Here is a 14,525-nt window from a genome sequence, read left to right as displayed (position 1 = left end):
CTATATATTGTTCAATTGTTTCTGACGCAGCTCGCCGGTGAGCTGCGTCATCGCCGGCTGGCCCCGCACGCCGTCAGGCCGCGCGGGCTTCCGCTCGCGCCCGGTCCACCAGGTACTCGTCGTAGGTGCCCTGGAAGTCATACAGCCGTTGATCCTTGATCTCCAGCACCCGCGTAGCCAGTGAGGACACAAACTGGCGGTCGTGACTGACGAAGATCAGGGTACCCTCGTACTGGGCCAGCGCGCGGTTCAGTGCCTCGATGGATTCCATATCCAGGTGGTTGGTGGGCTCGTCCATGATCAGCACATTGGTGTCCATCATCATCAGCTTGCCGAAAAGCAGGCGGTTCTTCTCGCCACCGGAGCAGACCCGCGCCTTCTTGTTGGCGTCGTCCGCGGTAAACAGCAGGCGGCCGAGCATGCCGCGCACCGCCAGGTCGTCGTGTTTGGGGGTGCGCCACTGGGACATCCACTCGAAGATGGTGAGGTCGTTGTCGAAGTCCGCACTGCTGTCCTGCGGGCAGTAGCCGATGGCGGCATTCTCCGACCATTTCACCACGCCGCTGTTGGCCTGCAGCTCGTCCACCAGGCAGCGCAACAGGGTGGTCTTGCCCACGCCGTTCTCGCCGATCACCGCCAGGCGCGCGCCGGCTTCCAGGATCATCTCACCGCCGGCAAACAGCGGTTCGCCGTCAAAGCCGTGGGAGAGGTTTTCCAGCGTCAGTGCCTGCCGGTGCAGCTTCCTGCACTGCTGGAAGGTGATATAGGGCTTTACCCGGCTGGAGGGCTTGATCTCGTCCAGCTTGATCTTTTCCATCTTCTTGGCCCGCGAACTGGCCTGCTTGGCCTTGGACGCGTTGGCGGAGAAGCGGTTTACAAAACTCTGCAGTTCTTCCAGCTCCGCAGTCTTCTTGGCGTTCTCCGCGTGCAGCTGCTCCTGGATCAGTGTGGAAGCCGCGACGAAGTCCTCGTAGTTGCCGGGGAAGATGCGCAGCTCGCCGTAATCGATATCCGCCATATGGGTGCAGACCGAATTGAGGAAATGGCGGTCGTGGGAAATGATGATCATGGTGCTGCGGCGCTGGTTCAGCACTTCCGCCAGCCAGTGGATGGTGTGGATGTCCAGGTTGTTGGTGGGCTCGTCCAGCAGCAGGATGTCGGGATCCGCAAACAGCGCCTGCGCCAGCAGCACCCGCAGCTTGCGGCCCGGCGCTACCTGTTTCATCAGGCCGAAGTGCAGCGACTCCTCGATTCCCGCCTCCAGCAGGATCTCGCCCGCGCGACTCTCGGCACTGTAACCGTCCAGCTCCGCGAACTGCACCTCCAGCTCCGCCACGCGCATGCCGTCTTCCTCGCTCATTTCCGGCAGCGAGTAGATTCGGTCCCGCTCCTGCTTGATTGCCCACAGGCGGGCATCGCCCATGATGACCGCATCGACGACGGTATGCTCCTCGAACGCAAACTGGTCCTGGCTCAGGATACCCAGGGTGCAGCCGGGCTCCATGGACACATTGCCCGCGGTGGGCGCCAGGGCACCACTCAGGATCTTCATAAAGGTGGACTTGCCACAGCCATTGGCCCCGATCAGGCCATAGCGGTTGCCGTTGCCGAACTTGGCAGAGATGTTTTCAAACAGCGGCTGGGCACCAAACTGCATGGTGATATTGGCGGTGGTGATCAAGAGCGTATTCCCGGGGACTTCGAGGTGGGCGGTATCAGTGCGATTCGCCATCGCGGATGCGTACGGCGGGCCGCGCACTATAGGGTGCGGGGCGCTGCTTGTCGAGGATTGTGGCTAAAACGTGTACAGCTGCTGGCGGAGCGTGGCTGGCACCGGCCGGTCATCAGCCATTAGCCACCAGCTCTCGGGGCTCTCTCGCGGTCCGGCGCTTCAGGCGCCCTTCACGCAGACATAGACCGAGTTGGTCGATTCGCCACTCAGGAACGGGTTATAGAAAGACACCACATGGGAATCCACCGTCTCGAACACCGTCCGCAGCAATGCCTCAAAGTTCTCTTCCGGCAGGTTCTGCGACCACATGGCAAACACGCCGCCGGGCTTCAGCTGCTCTGCCATCAGCGCCAGGTTCCCGGTGGTATAGAAGCCGGCGTTGGCGGCATTCAGGTATTCGGTAGGGGAGTGGTCGATATCCAGCAGGATGGCATCGAACTTTTTGCCCGGGTTCTCCGGGTCAAAGCCCGTAGCCGGGGCTGTGGCAAGGTCGAAGAAGCTGCCTTGCACATAGCGGTTGCGCTTGTCCGCGTTGAGGACTTCTCCCAGTGGTACCAGCTCGTCTTTATGCCAGCCGATGACCGTATCCAGCGCCTCTACCACCAGCAGCTCGGAAATCCGCTCGTCCTTTAACGCCGCCACGGCGGTATAGCCCAGCCCCAGCCCGCCCACGACAACATCGAGCCTGTCGCCCTGCACACCAGCCAGCCCGAGCGTTGACAGGGCCTCCTCGGCCTCCACAAACATGCTGGACATCAGGAATTCTTCACCCAGCTTCACCTCGTAAATGTCCCTGTCGCCCAGCGCAGGGATGCGTCGCCGGCGCAGGGAAATTTCTCCCAGGGGAGAGGGCTGGCTGTCGATTTCTTCGAATAGGAGGGACATGCGGGATCGTTCCTGAAGTGTTTGGTGGGCCTTGGCTGGCTTGGGGCTGTAACCCAATATTCTATATCGTGCCCGGGCCCCGTTACGACCACCATGGTACCCGATAGCCCTGGACCGGAGTTGGCCGGCGGGCTCGCAGCCTGTCGCCCGGGTTCGCTACGTTGTGGCAGGGCGGCCAGCCATAACGGAAAATCACTGGCCGCTGGTGATACAGGTTACTTGTCTTTAACCGGGCTGGGGATGCCGAAACGCTCTGCATACTCGGCGATGGGACCCAGGTTCATTTTCTCCCTTCTCGCATCCAGCTCCTCGATATCCTGAATCGGGAGGAAGTTGAACGCGCCGGAATCACTCCTGGCCACCTGGGTGCCATACAGCTGCTCCTTGCCATCGAAGACCAGCACCCTGTCTTCCAGCATGGCCAGGTTCCTCAGGTCGGCCTCGCCTTCCTTTGCGGCCTTCCGCATTTCTGGCAGGTACTTTTTCTGGGTCTCGGCCGGTGCATGCTGCACGATCAGGAACGCGGACTTGGCGGCTTTCTCGCCCATATCAGTTTTCCGGGGCCAGCCATATTCGGATACGATCTCTTCCAGCCTGGCAGCGTTGTGCTTATCGATGGGAATCTGTTTTTCCCACAGGGCCTTGACCGAAGGGTGGTCATTTCCGTGCTCCCTGATGGCCGCGATGATTGCCGCGCGATGTTTCTGGTCTGAATCAAGCATGGCTTCCAGCTCAGCCTGAATCGCACTTTTGTCAGTGGCCAGCGTAAATACACTGACCGACAATCCCAGTGCGATAGCGATTATTTTTATTGCTTTCATGGTCTTTCCTTATTGGAAGGGTGGTCCGGGCTTGCCCGTCCGGTTTAAAGGGCATAACGTCCGATATAGTGGGCAATATCCTTGATGCGGGCCTTGCCGCTGAACTCAAACCTTACCCTGCCCACCTCGGAGAAGTAGAGTTCCAGCTCACTGTCTATGTCGAGCGTACCGGAAGTCTCGATGGAGAAGGCCACGATGTTCTTGTAAGGCAGGGAGGTAAAGGCCTTCTTGCTGCCGGTAATGCCCTGGATATTGACCGCAATAATGCGCTTACTGGTAAACACCACGCCGTCGCGCATGGACTTGAAGGCGTCCAGTACTTCCTCGCCGTCCATCAACAGGTCGGCTACCTTTTCGGCGTAGGCCTGTTTTTGCTTGAGCTTGAAGATGGTCTTGTTATCGAAGTCGATCATGAGGCTTTTCGCTACTTTTACAGATGGACAATGTTCGAATGTGGAAACATGAATATCAAAAATCCATTCTTTGCGCCATATACTACTTAACACCCGGTTTACATAATGCTGTAATCAGGTTCAGGCTCCAGAGGTGGCTAATTCACAGTTCCTGGAAACCTACAACAAAGTCTGTGTGCAGGCTCAATAGAGCACCCCACATCAGTGATTACGCCTATGCCCCCGGTATCCCAAGCCTGGCTTAACGAGCTCTACCAGAAAGAATCAAGTCGTGTGCTCTCCACCCTGATTCGCCTGCTTGGTGATTTTGACCTGGCCGAGGAAGCCCTGCACGATGCCTTCGCCGCAGCGCTCACGCAATGGCCAGGTGGCGGCATACCCGATAACCCCCGTGCCTGGCTGGTTTCCACCGGGCGCTTCAAGGCGATCGACCAGCTGCGTCGCAAGGCCCGCTTTGACGTATCCTACGAGGATGTCGCCGAACGGCTGGAAGCAGAACTGGTGGCCGGGGAGGAAGAGGAGCACGGTATAGAGGACGACCGCCTGCGCCTGATCTTTACCTGCTGCCACCCTGGCCTCGCTCCGGAGGCGCGGCTGGCCCTGACCCTGCGCGAAGTGTGCGGCCTGACCACCGAAGAAATCGCCCGCGCTTTTATTACCGCCACCCCGACCCTGGCCCAGCGCATCGTGCGCGCCAAGGCGAAGATCCGCGATGCCGGGATTCCCTACGAGGTGCCGGAAGCGGACCAGCTAGCCGAGCGCCTTGAGAGTGTGTTGCAGGTCATCTACCTGATCTTCAATGAAGGCTATTCCGCCTCCGTTGGTGACACCCTGCTCCGCCATGACCTGGCGGCGGAGGCCATTCGCCTGGCGCGCCTGCTGTGCACGTTGTTGCCGGAACCTGAGGCCATGGGCCTGCTGGCGCTGTTGCTGCTGCAGGACTCGCGCCGCGCCGCCCGCGTCACCGCCGATGGCGACCTTGTCCTGCTGGAACAGCAGGACCGCGCCCTCTGGGACCGGCAACAGATCAGCGAGGGCAGCAACCTGGTAGTGCGTGCACTGGCCAGCCGTCGTTTCGGCCCCTACACCCTGCAGGCCGCTATTGCCGCGCTGCATGCTGAAGCCGACTCCGTGGAGGCCACCGATTGGCCACAGATCGTCGGCCTGTATGATGCCCTGCTCACATTGACCCCGTCACCAGTCATCGAGCTCAACCGTGCGGTGGCGGTGGCGATGCGAGATGGCCCCGCACAGGGTCTGCACCTGATAGATAGCCTGCTCGCCCGGGGAGAGCTCATCGACTATCACCTGTCCCACGCCGCCCGTGCCGACCTCCACCGCCGCCTGGACCGAAAAGATGAAGCGCGCGCCGCCTACCGGCGCGCACTGGAGCTGGTACAGCAGGGACCGGAACAGCGATTCCTTGCGCGCCGCCTGGCCGAGCTGGATGTCGGCTAACCAATTCCGAAAAAATCCAGAAAAATTTCACCCCCCTGTCGAATTCCACCAATCCTGTTCGACTATTTATCAAGGCGCACAAATTTAACAATGCAGCCCACAGTGGATCACAGTGGCCTTCTGCCTGTTTGGGCACTATGGGGGCACAAAACAATGGGCACTGAAGCGGGAGCTTGGCCTGCTAGAGAGCTGCATGGAATAGAACAACCGTACCGAAACAGCGGCTAGCAAAAAATGAGGAGCACAGAATGAAATACCTGGCACTAGTCTATTACGACGAAAAGCTTATGGAGCAGAAGTCCCAGCAGGAATGGGATGCCCTCAACCGGGAATGTATTGCCTGTGTCGAGGGCCTCAGCAAAGACGGCCACTACATTACCGGCAGCCCACTGCTGCCCACCAGCGCAGCGACCACCGTGCGGGTGCGCGACAACCGCGTGACGGTTACCGACGGCCCCTTTGCCGAGACCAAGGAGCAGCTGGCCGGCTTTTACATGCTCGAAGCCAGGGACCTCAACGAAGCCATTGCCCTGGCCGGCAAGATCCCGCCGGCACGTTACGGCTCGGTGGAAGTCCGCCCGGCGCGGGAGCTGGTGGAAACCGGAAACCAGGCCGGCGGCAATGCGGCCGAACCAGTGGAAGAAGAAACAGGAGAGGCACCATGACCGGCACCGTGCATCTACATCGCATCCTTCGGGCCCCGGCAGAGCGCGTTTACCGCGCCTTCCTGAATCCCCAGGCCATGGCCAAGTGGCTGCCGCCAGATGGCTTCTACGCCAATTTCGACTGCCTGGAGCCGGAAGTGGGCGGTACCTTCAGGGCATCATTTATCAATTTCAGCAATGGCCAGAGCCACTCGTTCGGCGGCGAATACCTGGAGCTGGTCGAGAACGAACGGATCCGCTACTCCGACAGCTTCGACGACCCGAACCTCCCCGGCACCATGCAGGTAACGGTCACTTTGGAGGCCGTGTCCTGTGGTACCGAGCTCACCATCGTCGCCGAGGGCCTTCCCGAAATGATCCCCGTGGAAATGTGCTACCTGGGCTGGCAGGACTCCCTGGAGGGACTGGCTCGCCTGGTCGAGCCGGAAACCAGTGAGTGATATCTGTGCAGATAAACAAGCAATCGACATCAGCAATGTAAGGAGCAACCGTGAAAAACTTCCTCGCCATGTATCTCGGCACCCCCGGATCAATGAAAGGGTGGGAACACCTGTCCGAAGAAGAGCGTCAGGAGCGCATCCAGGAAGGCATGGCCGCCTGGGGCGACTGGATGGAAACCAATAAGGATATCCTGGTGGAAGCCGGGGGACCGCTTGGCAAAACCAAGCGGATTGATCCCGCCGGTGTCCGCGACACCAGCAACAACATGACCGGCTACGTCATCATCAAGGCGGAAACCCACGAGGCGGCCGCAAAGCTCTTTGAAAGACATCCGCACTTCAGCATCTTCCCCGGGGATTGCGTGGAAGTGATGGAGTGTATGCCAATACCGACGCTGTGAGTCGAACCGTTCTCGGGGCCTACCTGCTGCGCAGTTTTAGGTAGGCCTGTCCCGCCATTTGTGAAACCCACAGGGAGTGATTACCTGAGTGTCCGCAGGATGTTGGTCGGTATGGACCCGCCCCGGTGGTAATTAGATAGTTAGTTGGAAATTGGCCTTTAAAAGTGTCGATCGAAAGCATTTCGCGCCATAATTTAACTCTGGCCTCAACTACCGTGACCCAAGTTATCGCAATATGCCAATGAGTGCGCTGGGGCATTTCGTCAATTAAGCCGGAAATGCTCGCTATCAAGTGCACCAGAAAAAATGCTTCAGTCTGTGAGGCAGCTCGGTTAGCGCAGTACAGAGAATCCTCTACTCATGCCGAACCTAAATAGGTTTGTTATTCACCTTGGTATCCGCAGAGAGAAAATACTTTAAGCCCTTGTTGCCTTAGTTTTTTACTGCCGCCCAGGTCTGGCAAGTCAATAATCGCGCAAGCTTCAACTACTTCCGCCCCCAGTCTCTTGATCAGGCTGCTGGCTGCCAGCAGGGTGCCTCCGGTGGCAATCAGGTCATCTACCAGTACCACCCTATCCCCCGCTTGCAGGGCGTCGGCATGCAATTCAACTTCGGCGGTGCCGTATTCCAGTTGATAGCTTTCGGTAATGGTGTCAAAGGGCAGCTTGCCTTTTTTGCGGACAGGAACGAAGCCGGTCTTTAACTCGTAGGCCAAAGGTGCGCCCAGGATAAAACCCCTGGCATCGACACCGACCACCGCGCTGATATCCGCTTCAAAATAACGTTGCACCAGGGTATCGATCACACAGCGGAAAGCCCGGGCATTTTCCAGCAGGGTGGTAATATCCCGAAACTGCACGCCGGGTTCGGGCCAGTCCGGAATGGTACGAATAAAGGGTTTCGGGTCAAAGCCCTGGCTCATTAGTATCCCCTCCGTGTACAAGGAATAATCAGTGATGCCCAGCTGCACCGGTTTGGTAAGCAGCGTCAATATGGCAAGAATTGCCCTGGCTTATTTGCATCAATAGCGTCAATGGGCTCAGGGGCATTGAGGCGGACTTTTTTGAACGAATAGTCGCACCGGTCCTGCAACTGTTCCGGCCAGGGTCTCCCCTTTGATTCCAGTGCATAAATCTTTTCCGGTATTGCTCTCAGCTTTTTCCCCAGGGGTTATTGCGTCTGAAAGTGGCCAGATAAAGCTCCTCGACCTTGCTTCGCGCCCAGGGCGTCCTGCGCAGGAATTTTAGGCTGGATTTCACCGATGGATTGCTCTTGAAGCAATTGATATCAATCCGTTCAGCCAGTCCTTCCCAGCCATAATGTTCCTGCAGCTCCTCGACGATAGTGGCGAGTTTGATGCCGTGGAGCGGGTTGTTGGGCTGGGATTGCTGCATAGTGGTTCGGTGCCGGTCTTGGCCTGTCAGGTGGGGTGCGGTCGGACTGCTGGAATCCCCAGTATAGCGGGCTGTTCCCGTGAAGCGAAAGGCACCTGTCAGTAGTCCTGCGGGCTGCGGATGACCTGGCGGGCCCGCTCGCGAAGCTTTTCAAGGTCGCGCTCTTCGATCCTGCCCAGCGTACTCAGCATCATCGCCATGCGCTGGTTGGCCTCAAGAAATTCCCGCTTCTCCGCCAGGAAGTTCCAGTACAAGCTGTTGAACGGGCAGGCATCCTCGCCGGTCTTCCCCTTCACGTTGTAGCGGCAGCCCTCGCAGTAGTTGCTCATCTTGTGGATATAGCTGCCGCTGCTGACATAGGGCTTGGTGGCCACGAGGCCGCCGTCGGCGAACTGGCTCATGCCGCGGGTGTTGGGCATCTCCACCCACTCGATGGCATCGATATAGATGCCCAGGTACCAGGCATCCACCTGGTCCGGGTGTACGCCCAGCAGCAGGGCGAAGTTGCCGGTGATCATCAGGCGCTGGATATGGTGAGCGTAGGCGTGGTCCAGGCTGTTCCTGATGGCGTGATGGAGGCAGTTCATGTCTGTCTCTGCCGTCCAGTAGAAGTCAGGCAGGTCCTTTTGATTGTCCAGCCGGTTGCAGCGGGCGTAGCCGGGCATCTCCTTCCAGTAGATACCGCGCATGTACTCCCGCCAGCCCAGGATCTGCCGTACGAAGCCCTCCACCTCGTTCAGGGAAATGGCCGATTTGTTACTTTCCCAGTGATGGATCACCGCCCGGATCACCTCCATGGGGTGCAGCAGCTTGCTGTTCATGGCGAAGCTCAGGCGACTGTGGAACAGGTAGACCTGCTCCGGGTCCATGGCATCCTGGTAGTCACCGAAGTGGACTAAAAGGTGGTCGCAGAAGTAGCGCAGTACCTTGAGGCAGTCTGCCCTGGTGGTGGGCCAGCTGAAATTCTGAGAGTCGATATTGCCGAAGGTCTTTACGCCGGCATCCTCGATACGCTTGACTGTCTTGCGCACATCCTTGCGGAAGCCTTTCTCGTGGGGAATCTGCGGCTGGCCCTTCCATTTGTTGCGGTTGGACAGGTCGAAGTTCCACTTGCCGCCCTCGGGTTTACCATTCTTGGTCATGAGCACATTGTGCTTCCTGCGCATATGCCGGTAGAAGCTCTCCATCAGCAGGGACTTTTTGCCCTCGAAAAATTCCGCCAGCTCGTTGCGGGTGGTGAGGAAGTGCTCCGTATCGAAGGCCTCGCTGGGGATGCTCAGGTCGTCCGCCAGCTGCCTGAGCTGCTGGTCCAGCCGGTACTCGTCCGGCAGCTGGTACTCGAACTTCTCGATACCGCGCTCTTTTACCAGCGCGGCGATGTTGGTTCCCAGTTTCTGGGTGTTGTTCCTGCCATCCAGCTTGTAATACACCACCTTCTTGCCCTTGTCCCGCAGCCACGCCACGAAGGCCTCCATGGCCTCGAAGAAGGCCACCACTTTCTGGATGTGGTGCTTCACGTAGTCGGTCTCTTGGCGCATCTCGGCGATGAAGTAGAGGGTGTCGTCATCATCGTTCCTGTACCAGCTGTGCTTGTGGTTTAGCTGGTCGCCCAGGATCAGTCGCAGGGTCTTCACTCAAGTGCTCCGTTTTCCGCTCGGCCGGCCGCGCATCGTTATCCTCGCAGACATTAACTTTGCCTCCATTAAGTTAGCAGCCCGCTGGGGGCCTGACGCGGCTTTTCACCTCCGGCGGGTGCGCGCTCACAGTGCCAGCTCGCCATCGATACCGACCGCCCCGACGAACACCGGGTCGTGGGATACCAGCAGGAAGGCGCCGGGGTACTCGCGCAGGGCGCTTTCCAACAGTCGGCGGCTGTCCAGGTCCAGGTGGTTGTCCGGCTCGTCCAGCAACAGCAGGTCCGGCGCGCGGCTGCCGCGGGTCGTCGCGAGCAGGGCCACCTTGAGCCGCTCGCCGCCGCTCAGCGTGTGCAGGGGGCGCAGTGCGCGCTCGCGGCGCAGGCCCATATTCCCCAGGGCGGTCCTCCAGTAATTATCGTCCAGGTCCGCGTGCAGGCGGCGGAGGTTAGCCAGCGCCGAAGCCTCTCGGTCCAGCAGGCTGAACTCCTGGTCCAGGTAGAGGCAGCTGCCCGACCTGCGGCAGATGCCGGCGGCCGGCGGTAGCTCGCCGGCGATCACTTTCAGCAGGGTGGACTTGCCACAGCCGTTGCTCCCGCTGACATGCCAGCGCGCGCCGCCGGGCAGGGTGAGCGAAATAGGCTCGCGTCGCGGACCGCGGGGCAGGACCAGCTCCTGCAGGTGCAACCGCGGGCCACCGCGCAGGCCGGCGCGGGCCAGTTGCAGCCGCTGGGCGCACTGTTGCTCGAGGCCCTTCCGCGCAGTGTCCAGCTGGCGCCGCAGGCGTTGCTGCTGCTGGGCGAACTGCTGGCTCACCTTGCCGCGGCTCTGCTGGGCGGACTCTTTGCGCGCATTGAGCAGCAGTTTGCTCTGCGAGCCGCGATTGCGCTCGCCCTGCCGGCCGCGCTTCACCGCACGCTCCATCGCCTGCTGCTGTCCGCGCGCTGCCTGCTGTAGCTGCCGGCGGGCAGTCTCCACCCGTTTGCCGACGCCGGCCAGCTCACCCTCGCGAAGCCGCCGGTAGAAACTGTAGTTGCCGCCGTAGTGGCGCAGCCCCGCCCGGCCCAGCTCGAAGATATGTCCGGTGGCCTCCAGCAGTTCCCGGTCATGGCTGGCAACCAGGGCGCCGCCGGGGTGACGGTCGAGCCGCTCCTGCAGCCACTGGCGACCCTGCCGGTCCAGGTGGTTGCTGGGCTCGTCCAGTAGCAGGAAGTGATCCCGCAGCAGGAATGCAGCTGCCAGTGCCAGCCGTCGGCGCTGGCCACCACTCAGTTTGGCCGCCGGGGTTTCCGGCGCGCAGTGCAGACCGGCGTCGTCCAGCGACTGGCGCCAGAGCGCCGGCAGGTGCCAGTGGCCGTCGACGGCCGCCAGGTCGTGCTCTCCGCGAGCACCCTGTTCGATACGCTGGAAACAGTCGAACAGACCTGCGCGATCCAGCGTGTCCACTGCGCGATGACCATCGACGCGTGCCAGCTGGTCCAGCTTGTACACGGGGTGGCGCCAGTCGACAGCGCCCCGATCGGGTATCCGGCGCCCGGCCAGCACATCCAGCAACACCGACTTGCCGCGCCCGTTGGGCGCTACCAGGCCGCTGGTACCGGCGGGCAGGACGGCAGTGAGATCGTCGAGGATCGGGCGGCCGTCCAGGGTGAGGAAAACATTGGTGATGGTACTGGCTGTCGGCATGGGCCCCTCCGGGTGTCGGAGCGGGTGGCGCAGTCTTGTCAGCCGGGATCTGGTGAGCCGGAAATATTTTACGCCACCTGCACAGGAATTTGCCGGCCACGCAGCGGGAGGCCGATCGGTATCCGGTGTGTGCAGGTCTTAATTCATTGGCGTATCTGGGCTCCGGGAAAATAGTGCGGGAGGTAATGGGGAAAGCTTAACGGAGCGGCGGCACGGACGCAATCGGGTGGACAATCGGGCCGGGCAGGTTTCGCGGATTGCGGTCACCTGTCCGTCAGCCACAACCTGCGGTAGGTGCCGTCCGGGTCGTAGCGCTCCGCCTGGCTGTCGATATTGAAGTGGCGGTCACGCGGGTCGTTGCCGACGCCGCTGCAGTACATCCAGTTGCCGTAATTGCTGTGCACGTCGTAGTCGAGTAACACGCTCTCGAAGTAGGCGGCGCCGATGCGCCAGTCCTGCTGGCGCTCCCGGGCAAAGTAGCTGGCCACGTTTTGCCGGCCGCGGTTGCTCATCCAGCCGGTGGCGGCAATCTCGCGCATATTGGCATTGACGAAGTCGTACTCCGTCTTGCCGCTTATCCAGCGCTGCAGCTCCTGCGGGTCGCGGTGCCAGTCGTATTGTTTCTGCAGGATGCCGTCCTGCTGGAAGATGCGGTCCCCGTGTTTCAGGCTCACGTAGCGGAAGAAGTCCCGCCACAGCAGCTCGAACACCAGCCAGTAGGTATCTTCGTTGGCTATTACGTCGCGCTCGAACTCTTGGACCTGTTGGTATACCTGTCGCGCAGACAGGCTGCCGTTGGCCAGCCAGGGGGACAGCTTGGAGCTGTACTCGGTGCCGATCAGACCGTTGCGGGTATGCTTGTAGCGGGCCAGGTTTTCCGTATCCCAGAAGTATTCCTGGATGCGCTGGCGTGCGGCCAACTCGCCGCCGTCGAAGGGAAAGGCGCTGCGCGGGTCGGGGGTGAATTCCTCCAGGCCCAGGTCCGCCAGCGTGGGCAGCAGGGCACAGACAGCGGCCTGGTTTTCTCGCGGCATTGGCGGCGGGCGGGGCAGTGTGTCGCGCACCTGCCAGTCCGTCTCACAGGCCTTGCGGAATTGGGTGAAGACGCGCGGCAGCTGGTCCGGGTCGAAGGGCAGGTCGTCCGGGTGCAGCAGGAACTGGTCGAAGCTGCGGTGCGGGGTGACCAGCGCCATGCCCTCGGCCCGCATCACTGCGGTTTCCACCCGCCGGTCGTCGCGGGTCCATTCGTGCTGAAGGTACAGGTCGGTGATGCCGGCCTTGCGTACCAGTGCCGGGATCACGGTTTCCGGGTAGTCGTGGCGCACCATCAGGGTGATGTTGAGCGAGGCCAGTTGTGCGCGCAGTTCCGCCAGGGTCTGCAAGAGAAAGCGCGCGCGGAATTTCCCGGTGCGGCGGAAGCCATACTGGTCCCGCCGGAACTGGCGCGGGTCGAGGCAGTAGAGGGCACGCACCTGCCGGCCCCGCCTGCGTGCGTCGTCACAGGCGGCGCAGAGCGCGGTATTGTCCGTGGTGCGCAGGTCGTTGCGGAACCAGACCAGGTTCATTCCGGTGTGCCCTCCTCCCTGTGCTTGCCCGACTCGCCTGTCGTTTGGCGCTGGCGGCGGCAGCGTTCGCTGCAGTATTTCACCTGCTCCCAGCAGTTGGCCCACTTCTTCCGCCAGCGGAACGGCAGGCCGCACACCGGGCAGGTTTTTTCGGGCAGGTGCCGCTTGCGGTGGACCATGTCGGTGTGTGCTCGCTTACCTGATCACGCCCTCGTTGCGCAGTGCCTCGATTTCCTCGCCCGCGTAACCCAGGGAGCGCAGCAGTTCCCGGGTATCGATGCCCAGCGCGGTGCCGGCCCGGTGCCGCCGGGGCTTGGCGGCGCCAAACGCCAGCGGCGTGTTGACCTGCTGCAGGGTGTCGCCGTTCGGCAGCTCTGCCTCGCACAGCATCTCCCGCTCCTGCATCAGGGGGCTCTGGGCGGCCTCAAGGAATCCCAGCACCGGTTCCACACAGGCATCGCAGTCCTCGAACACGCGCAGCCAGTGCTCCAGTGGACGGCTGGCAATCACTTCGCCGATATCCCGTTTCAGCGCATGCTGCTGGTCTGCCTGCAGCACCCGTTCCGCCCATTCCGGGTGGCCGATGCCCCGGAACAGCTGCTCGGCAAACTGCGGTTCCAGGCTGCCCACGGACAGGTAGCGGTCGTCGGCGGTGCGATAGTAATCGTAGTAGCTGCCGCCATTTAGCAGCTCGCCCTCCAGTTGCGGCTCACCGGCACCCGCCAGCGCATTGGCGCCGCTGATGGCGTTGAGGGCGAAGGCACAGTCAGTCATGCTGATATCCACATGACTGCCCTTGCCGGTCTTCTCCCGCTGGTAGACGGCGGCAAGGATCCCCATTACCGCGTGGTGTGAGCCGCCGGCAATATCCGCCAGCTGGGTGCCGGCGAGCGCCGGCCCGCTGCCGACGCGACCGGAGTAGCTGGCGAGCCCGGACAGGGCCAGGTAATTGATATCGTGCCCGGCGCGGTCCTTCATCGGGCCACTCTGGCCGTAGCCGGTGATGGAACAGTAGATCAGGTCCTCGCGTGCCTTGCGCAGGGCGCTATAACCCAGGCCGAGCCGATCCATCACGCCGGGACGGAACTGCTCCAGTACCACGTCGTACTCGGTGAGCAGGCGCCGCACAATTTCTCCGGCGTGTTCGCTTTTCAGGTCCAGGGCCAGGGACTGCTTGTTGCGGTTGATGCTGGCGTGGGCGGCGGAGACCTGCTCCTGCCCGGTTTCCCTGCCGCCCACCATGGGGGGCAGGCCGCGCAGCATATCCGGGCGGGAGGGGGATTCGATGCGCAGCACATCGGCCCCCATATCCGCCAGCAACATGCTGGCGTAGGGACCCGGCAGCAGGGTGGAGAAGTCCAGGACTTTGAGGCCGTTCAGCGGACCGTCGATTTGTTGCATGGGTTTCCCCTCGGCAGTGGTTGGGGGCTG

Annotated in this window: 15 protein-coding genes; 4 read left to right on the top strand and 11 right to left on the bottom strand. The window is 61.3% G+C overall.

The window, feature by feature from the left end:
* Nucleotides 1-73: 73 nt before the first annotated feature.
* From LVD11_RS06145 to LVD11_RS06130, 4 genes are all read right to left on the bottom strand, one after another.
* Nucleotides 74-1,681 (bottom strand): ABC-F family ATPase, encoded by a 1,608-nt coding sequence (locus LVD11_RS06145; protein ID WP_237057527.1) that lies wholly within the window; start codon nucleotides 1,679-1,681, stop codon nucleotides 74-76.
* Nucleotides 1,682-1,891: 210 nt separating this feature from the next.
* Nucleotides 1,892-2,617: a polyamine aminopropyltransferase gene (locus LVD11_RS06140; protein ID WP_237057279.1), complete on the bottom strand. Its 726-nt coding sequence runs from the start codon at nucleotides 2,615-2,617 to the stop codon at nucleotides 1,892-1,894.
* A 215-nt stretch (nucleotides 2,618-2,832) separates the two neighbouring features.
* Nucleotides 2,833-3,438, bottom strand: a complete 606-nt coding sequence (locus LVD11_RS06135) for a DUF6624 domain-containing protein (protein WP_237057278.1) — start codon at nucleotides 3,436-3,438, stop codon at nucleotides 2,833-2,835.
* 44 nt (nucleotides 3,439-3,482) lie between these two features.
* Complete coding sequence (locus LVD11_RS06130) at nucleotides 3,483-3,851, bottom strand: PH domain-containing protein (RefSeq protein ID WP_237057277.1); 369 nt, start codon at nucleotides 3,849-3,851, stop codon at nucleotides 3,483-3,485.
* Nucleotides 3,852-4,067: 216 nt separating this feature from the next.
* Here LVD11_RS06130 and LVD11_RS06125 point away from each other — a divergent pair, with 216 nt between their 5' ends.
* From LVD11_RS06125 to LVD11_RS06110, 4 genes are all read left to right on the top strand, one after another.
* Nucleotides 4,068-5,309 carry an RNA polymerase sigma factor gene (locus LVD11_RS06125; protein ID WP_237057276.1) on the top strand — a complete coding sequence of 414 codons (1,242 nt, stop codon included), beginning with the start codon at nucleotides 4,068-4,070 and terminating at the stop codon, nucleotides 5,307-5,309.
* A 248-nt stretch (nucleotides 5,310-5,557) separates the two neighbouring features.
* On the top strand, nucleotides 5,558-5,974 hold the full coding sequence (locus LVD11_RS06120) for a YciI family protein (protein WP_237057275.1): 417 nt from the start codon (nucleotides 5,558-5,560) through the stop codon (nucleotides 5,972-5,974).
* Nucleotides 5,971-6,414, top strand: a complete 444-nt coding sequence (locus LVD11_RS06115) for an SRPBCC family protein (RefSeq protein ID WP_237057274.1) — start codon at nucleotides 5,971-5,973, stop codon at nucleotides 6,412-6,414. The genes LVD11_RS06120 and LVD11_RS06115 overlap by 4 nt, the downstream gene beginning before the upstream one ends.
* A gap of 50 nt (nucleotides 6,415-6,464) precedes the next feature.
* Nucleotides 6,465-6,815, top strand: coding sequence for a YciI family protein (locus LVD11_RS06110; RefSeq protein ID WP_237057273.1), 351 nt, complete (start codon nucleotides 6,465-6,467; stop codon nucleotides 6,813-6,815).
* Between the two features lie 382 nt (nucleotides 6,816-7,197).
* On the opposite strand, the gene LVD11_RS06105 is transcribed toward LVD11_RS06110, so the two are convergent.
* The 7 genes from LVD11_RS06105 to LVD11_RS06075 form a co-directional block, all read right to left on the bottom strand.
* Nucleotides 7,198-7,737: an adenine phosphoribosyltransferase gene (locus LVD11_RS06105; RefSeq protein ID WP_237057272.1), complete on the bottom strand. Its 540-nt coding sequence runs from the start codon at nucleotides 7,735-7,737 to the stop codon at nucleotides 7,198-7,200.
* Nucleotides 7,738-7,966: 229 nt separating this feature from the next.
* Nucleotides 7,967-8,209, bottom strand: a complete 243-nt coding sequence (locus LVD11_RS06100) for a VF530 family protein (protein ID WP_237057271.1) — start codon at nucleotides 8,207-8,209, stop codon at nucleotides 7,967-7,969.
* Nucleotides 8,210-8,307: 98 nt separating this feature from the next.
* Nucleotides 8,308-9,843: a cryptochrome/photolyase family protein gene (locus LVD11_RS06095; RefSeq protein ID WP_237057270.1), complete on the bottom strand. Its 1,536-nt coding sequence runs from the start codon at nucleotides 9,841-9,843 to the stop codon at nucleotides 8,308-8,310.
* Between the two features lie 126 nt (nucleotides 9,844-9,969).
* Nucleotides 9,970-11,529, bottom strand: coding sequence for an ATP-binding cassette domain-containing protein (locus tag LVD11_RS06090; RefSeq protein ID WP_237057269.1), 1,560 nt, complete (start codon nucleotides 11,527-11,529; stop codon nucleotides 9,970-9,972).
* A gap of 263 nt (nucleotides 11,530-11,792) precedes the next feature.
* Complete coding sequence (locus LVD11_RS06085) at nucleotides 11,793-13,094, bottom strand: DASH family cryptochrome (protein ID WP_237057268.1); 1,302 nt, start codon at nucleotides 13,092-13,094, stop codon at nucleotides 11,793-11,795.
* Nucleotides 13,091-13,273, bottom strand: a complete 183-nt coding sequence (locus LVD11_RS06080) for a DUF2256 domain-containing protein (RefSeq protein ID WP_237057267.1) — start codon at nucleotides 13,271-13,273, stop codon at nucleotides 13,091-13,093. The genes LVD11_RS06085 and LVD11_RS06080 overlap by 4 nt, the downstream gene beginning before the upstream one ends.
* 16 nt (nucleotides 13,274-13,289) lie before the next feature.
* A complete protein-coding gene (locus tag LVD11_RS06075) occupies nucleotides 13,290-14,495 on the bottom strand; it encodes a CaiB/BaiF CoA transferase family protein (RefSeq protein ID WP_237057266.1) in 1,206 nt (401 codons plus the stop codon).
* Between the last annotated feature and the right edge of the window lie 30 nt (nucleotides 14,496-14,525).

Source organism: Microbulbifer sediminum (assembly GCF_021729035.1).
Classification (GTDB): Bacteria; Pseudomonadota; Gammaproteobacteria; order Pseudomonadales; family Cellvibrionaceae; genus Microbulbifer; species Microbulbifer sediminum.
Note: the sequence above shows the minus strand (reverse complement) of the source record. Positions and strands in the feature narration are given on the sequence as shown.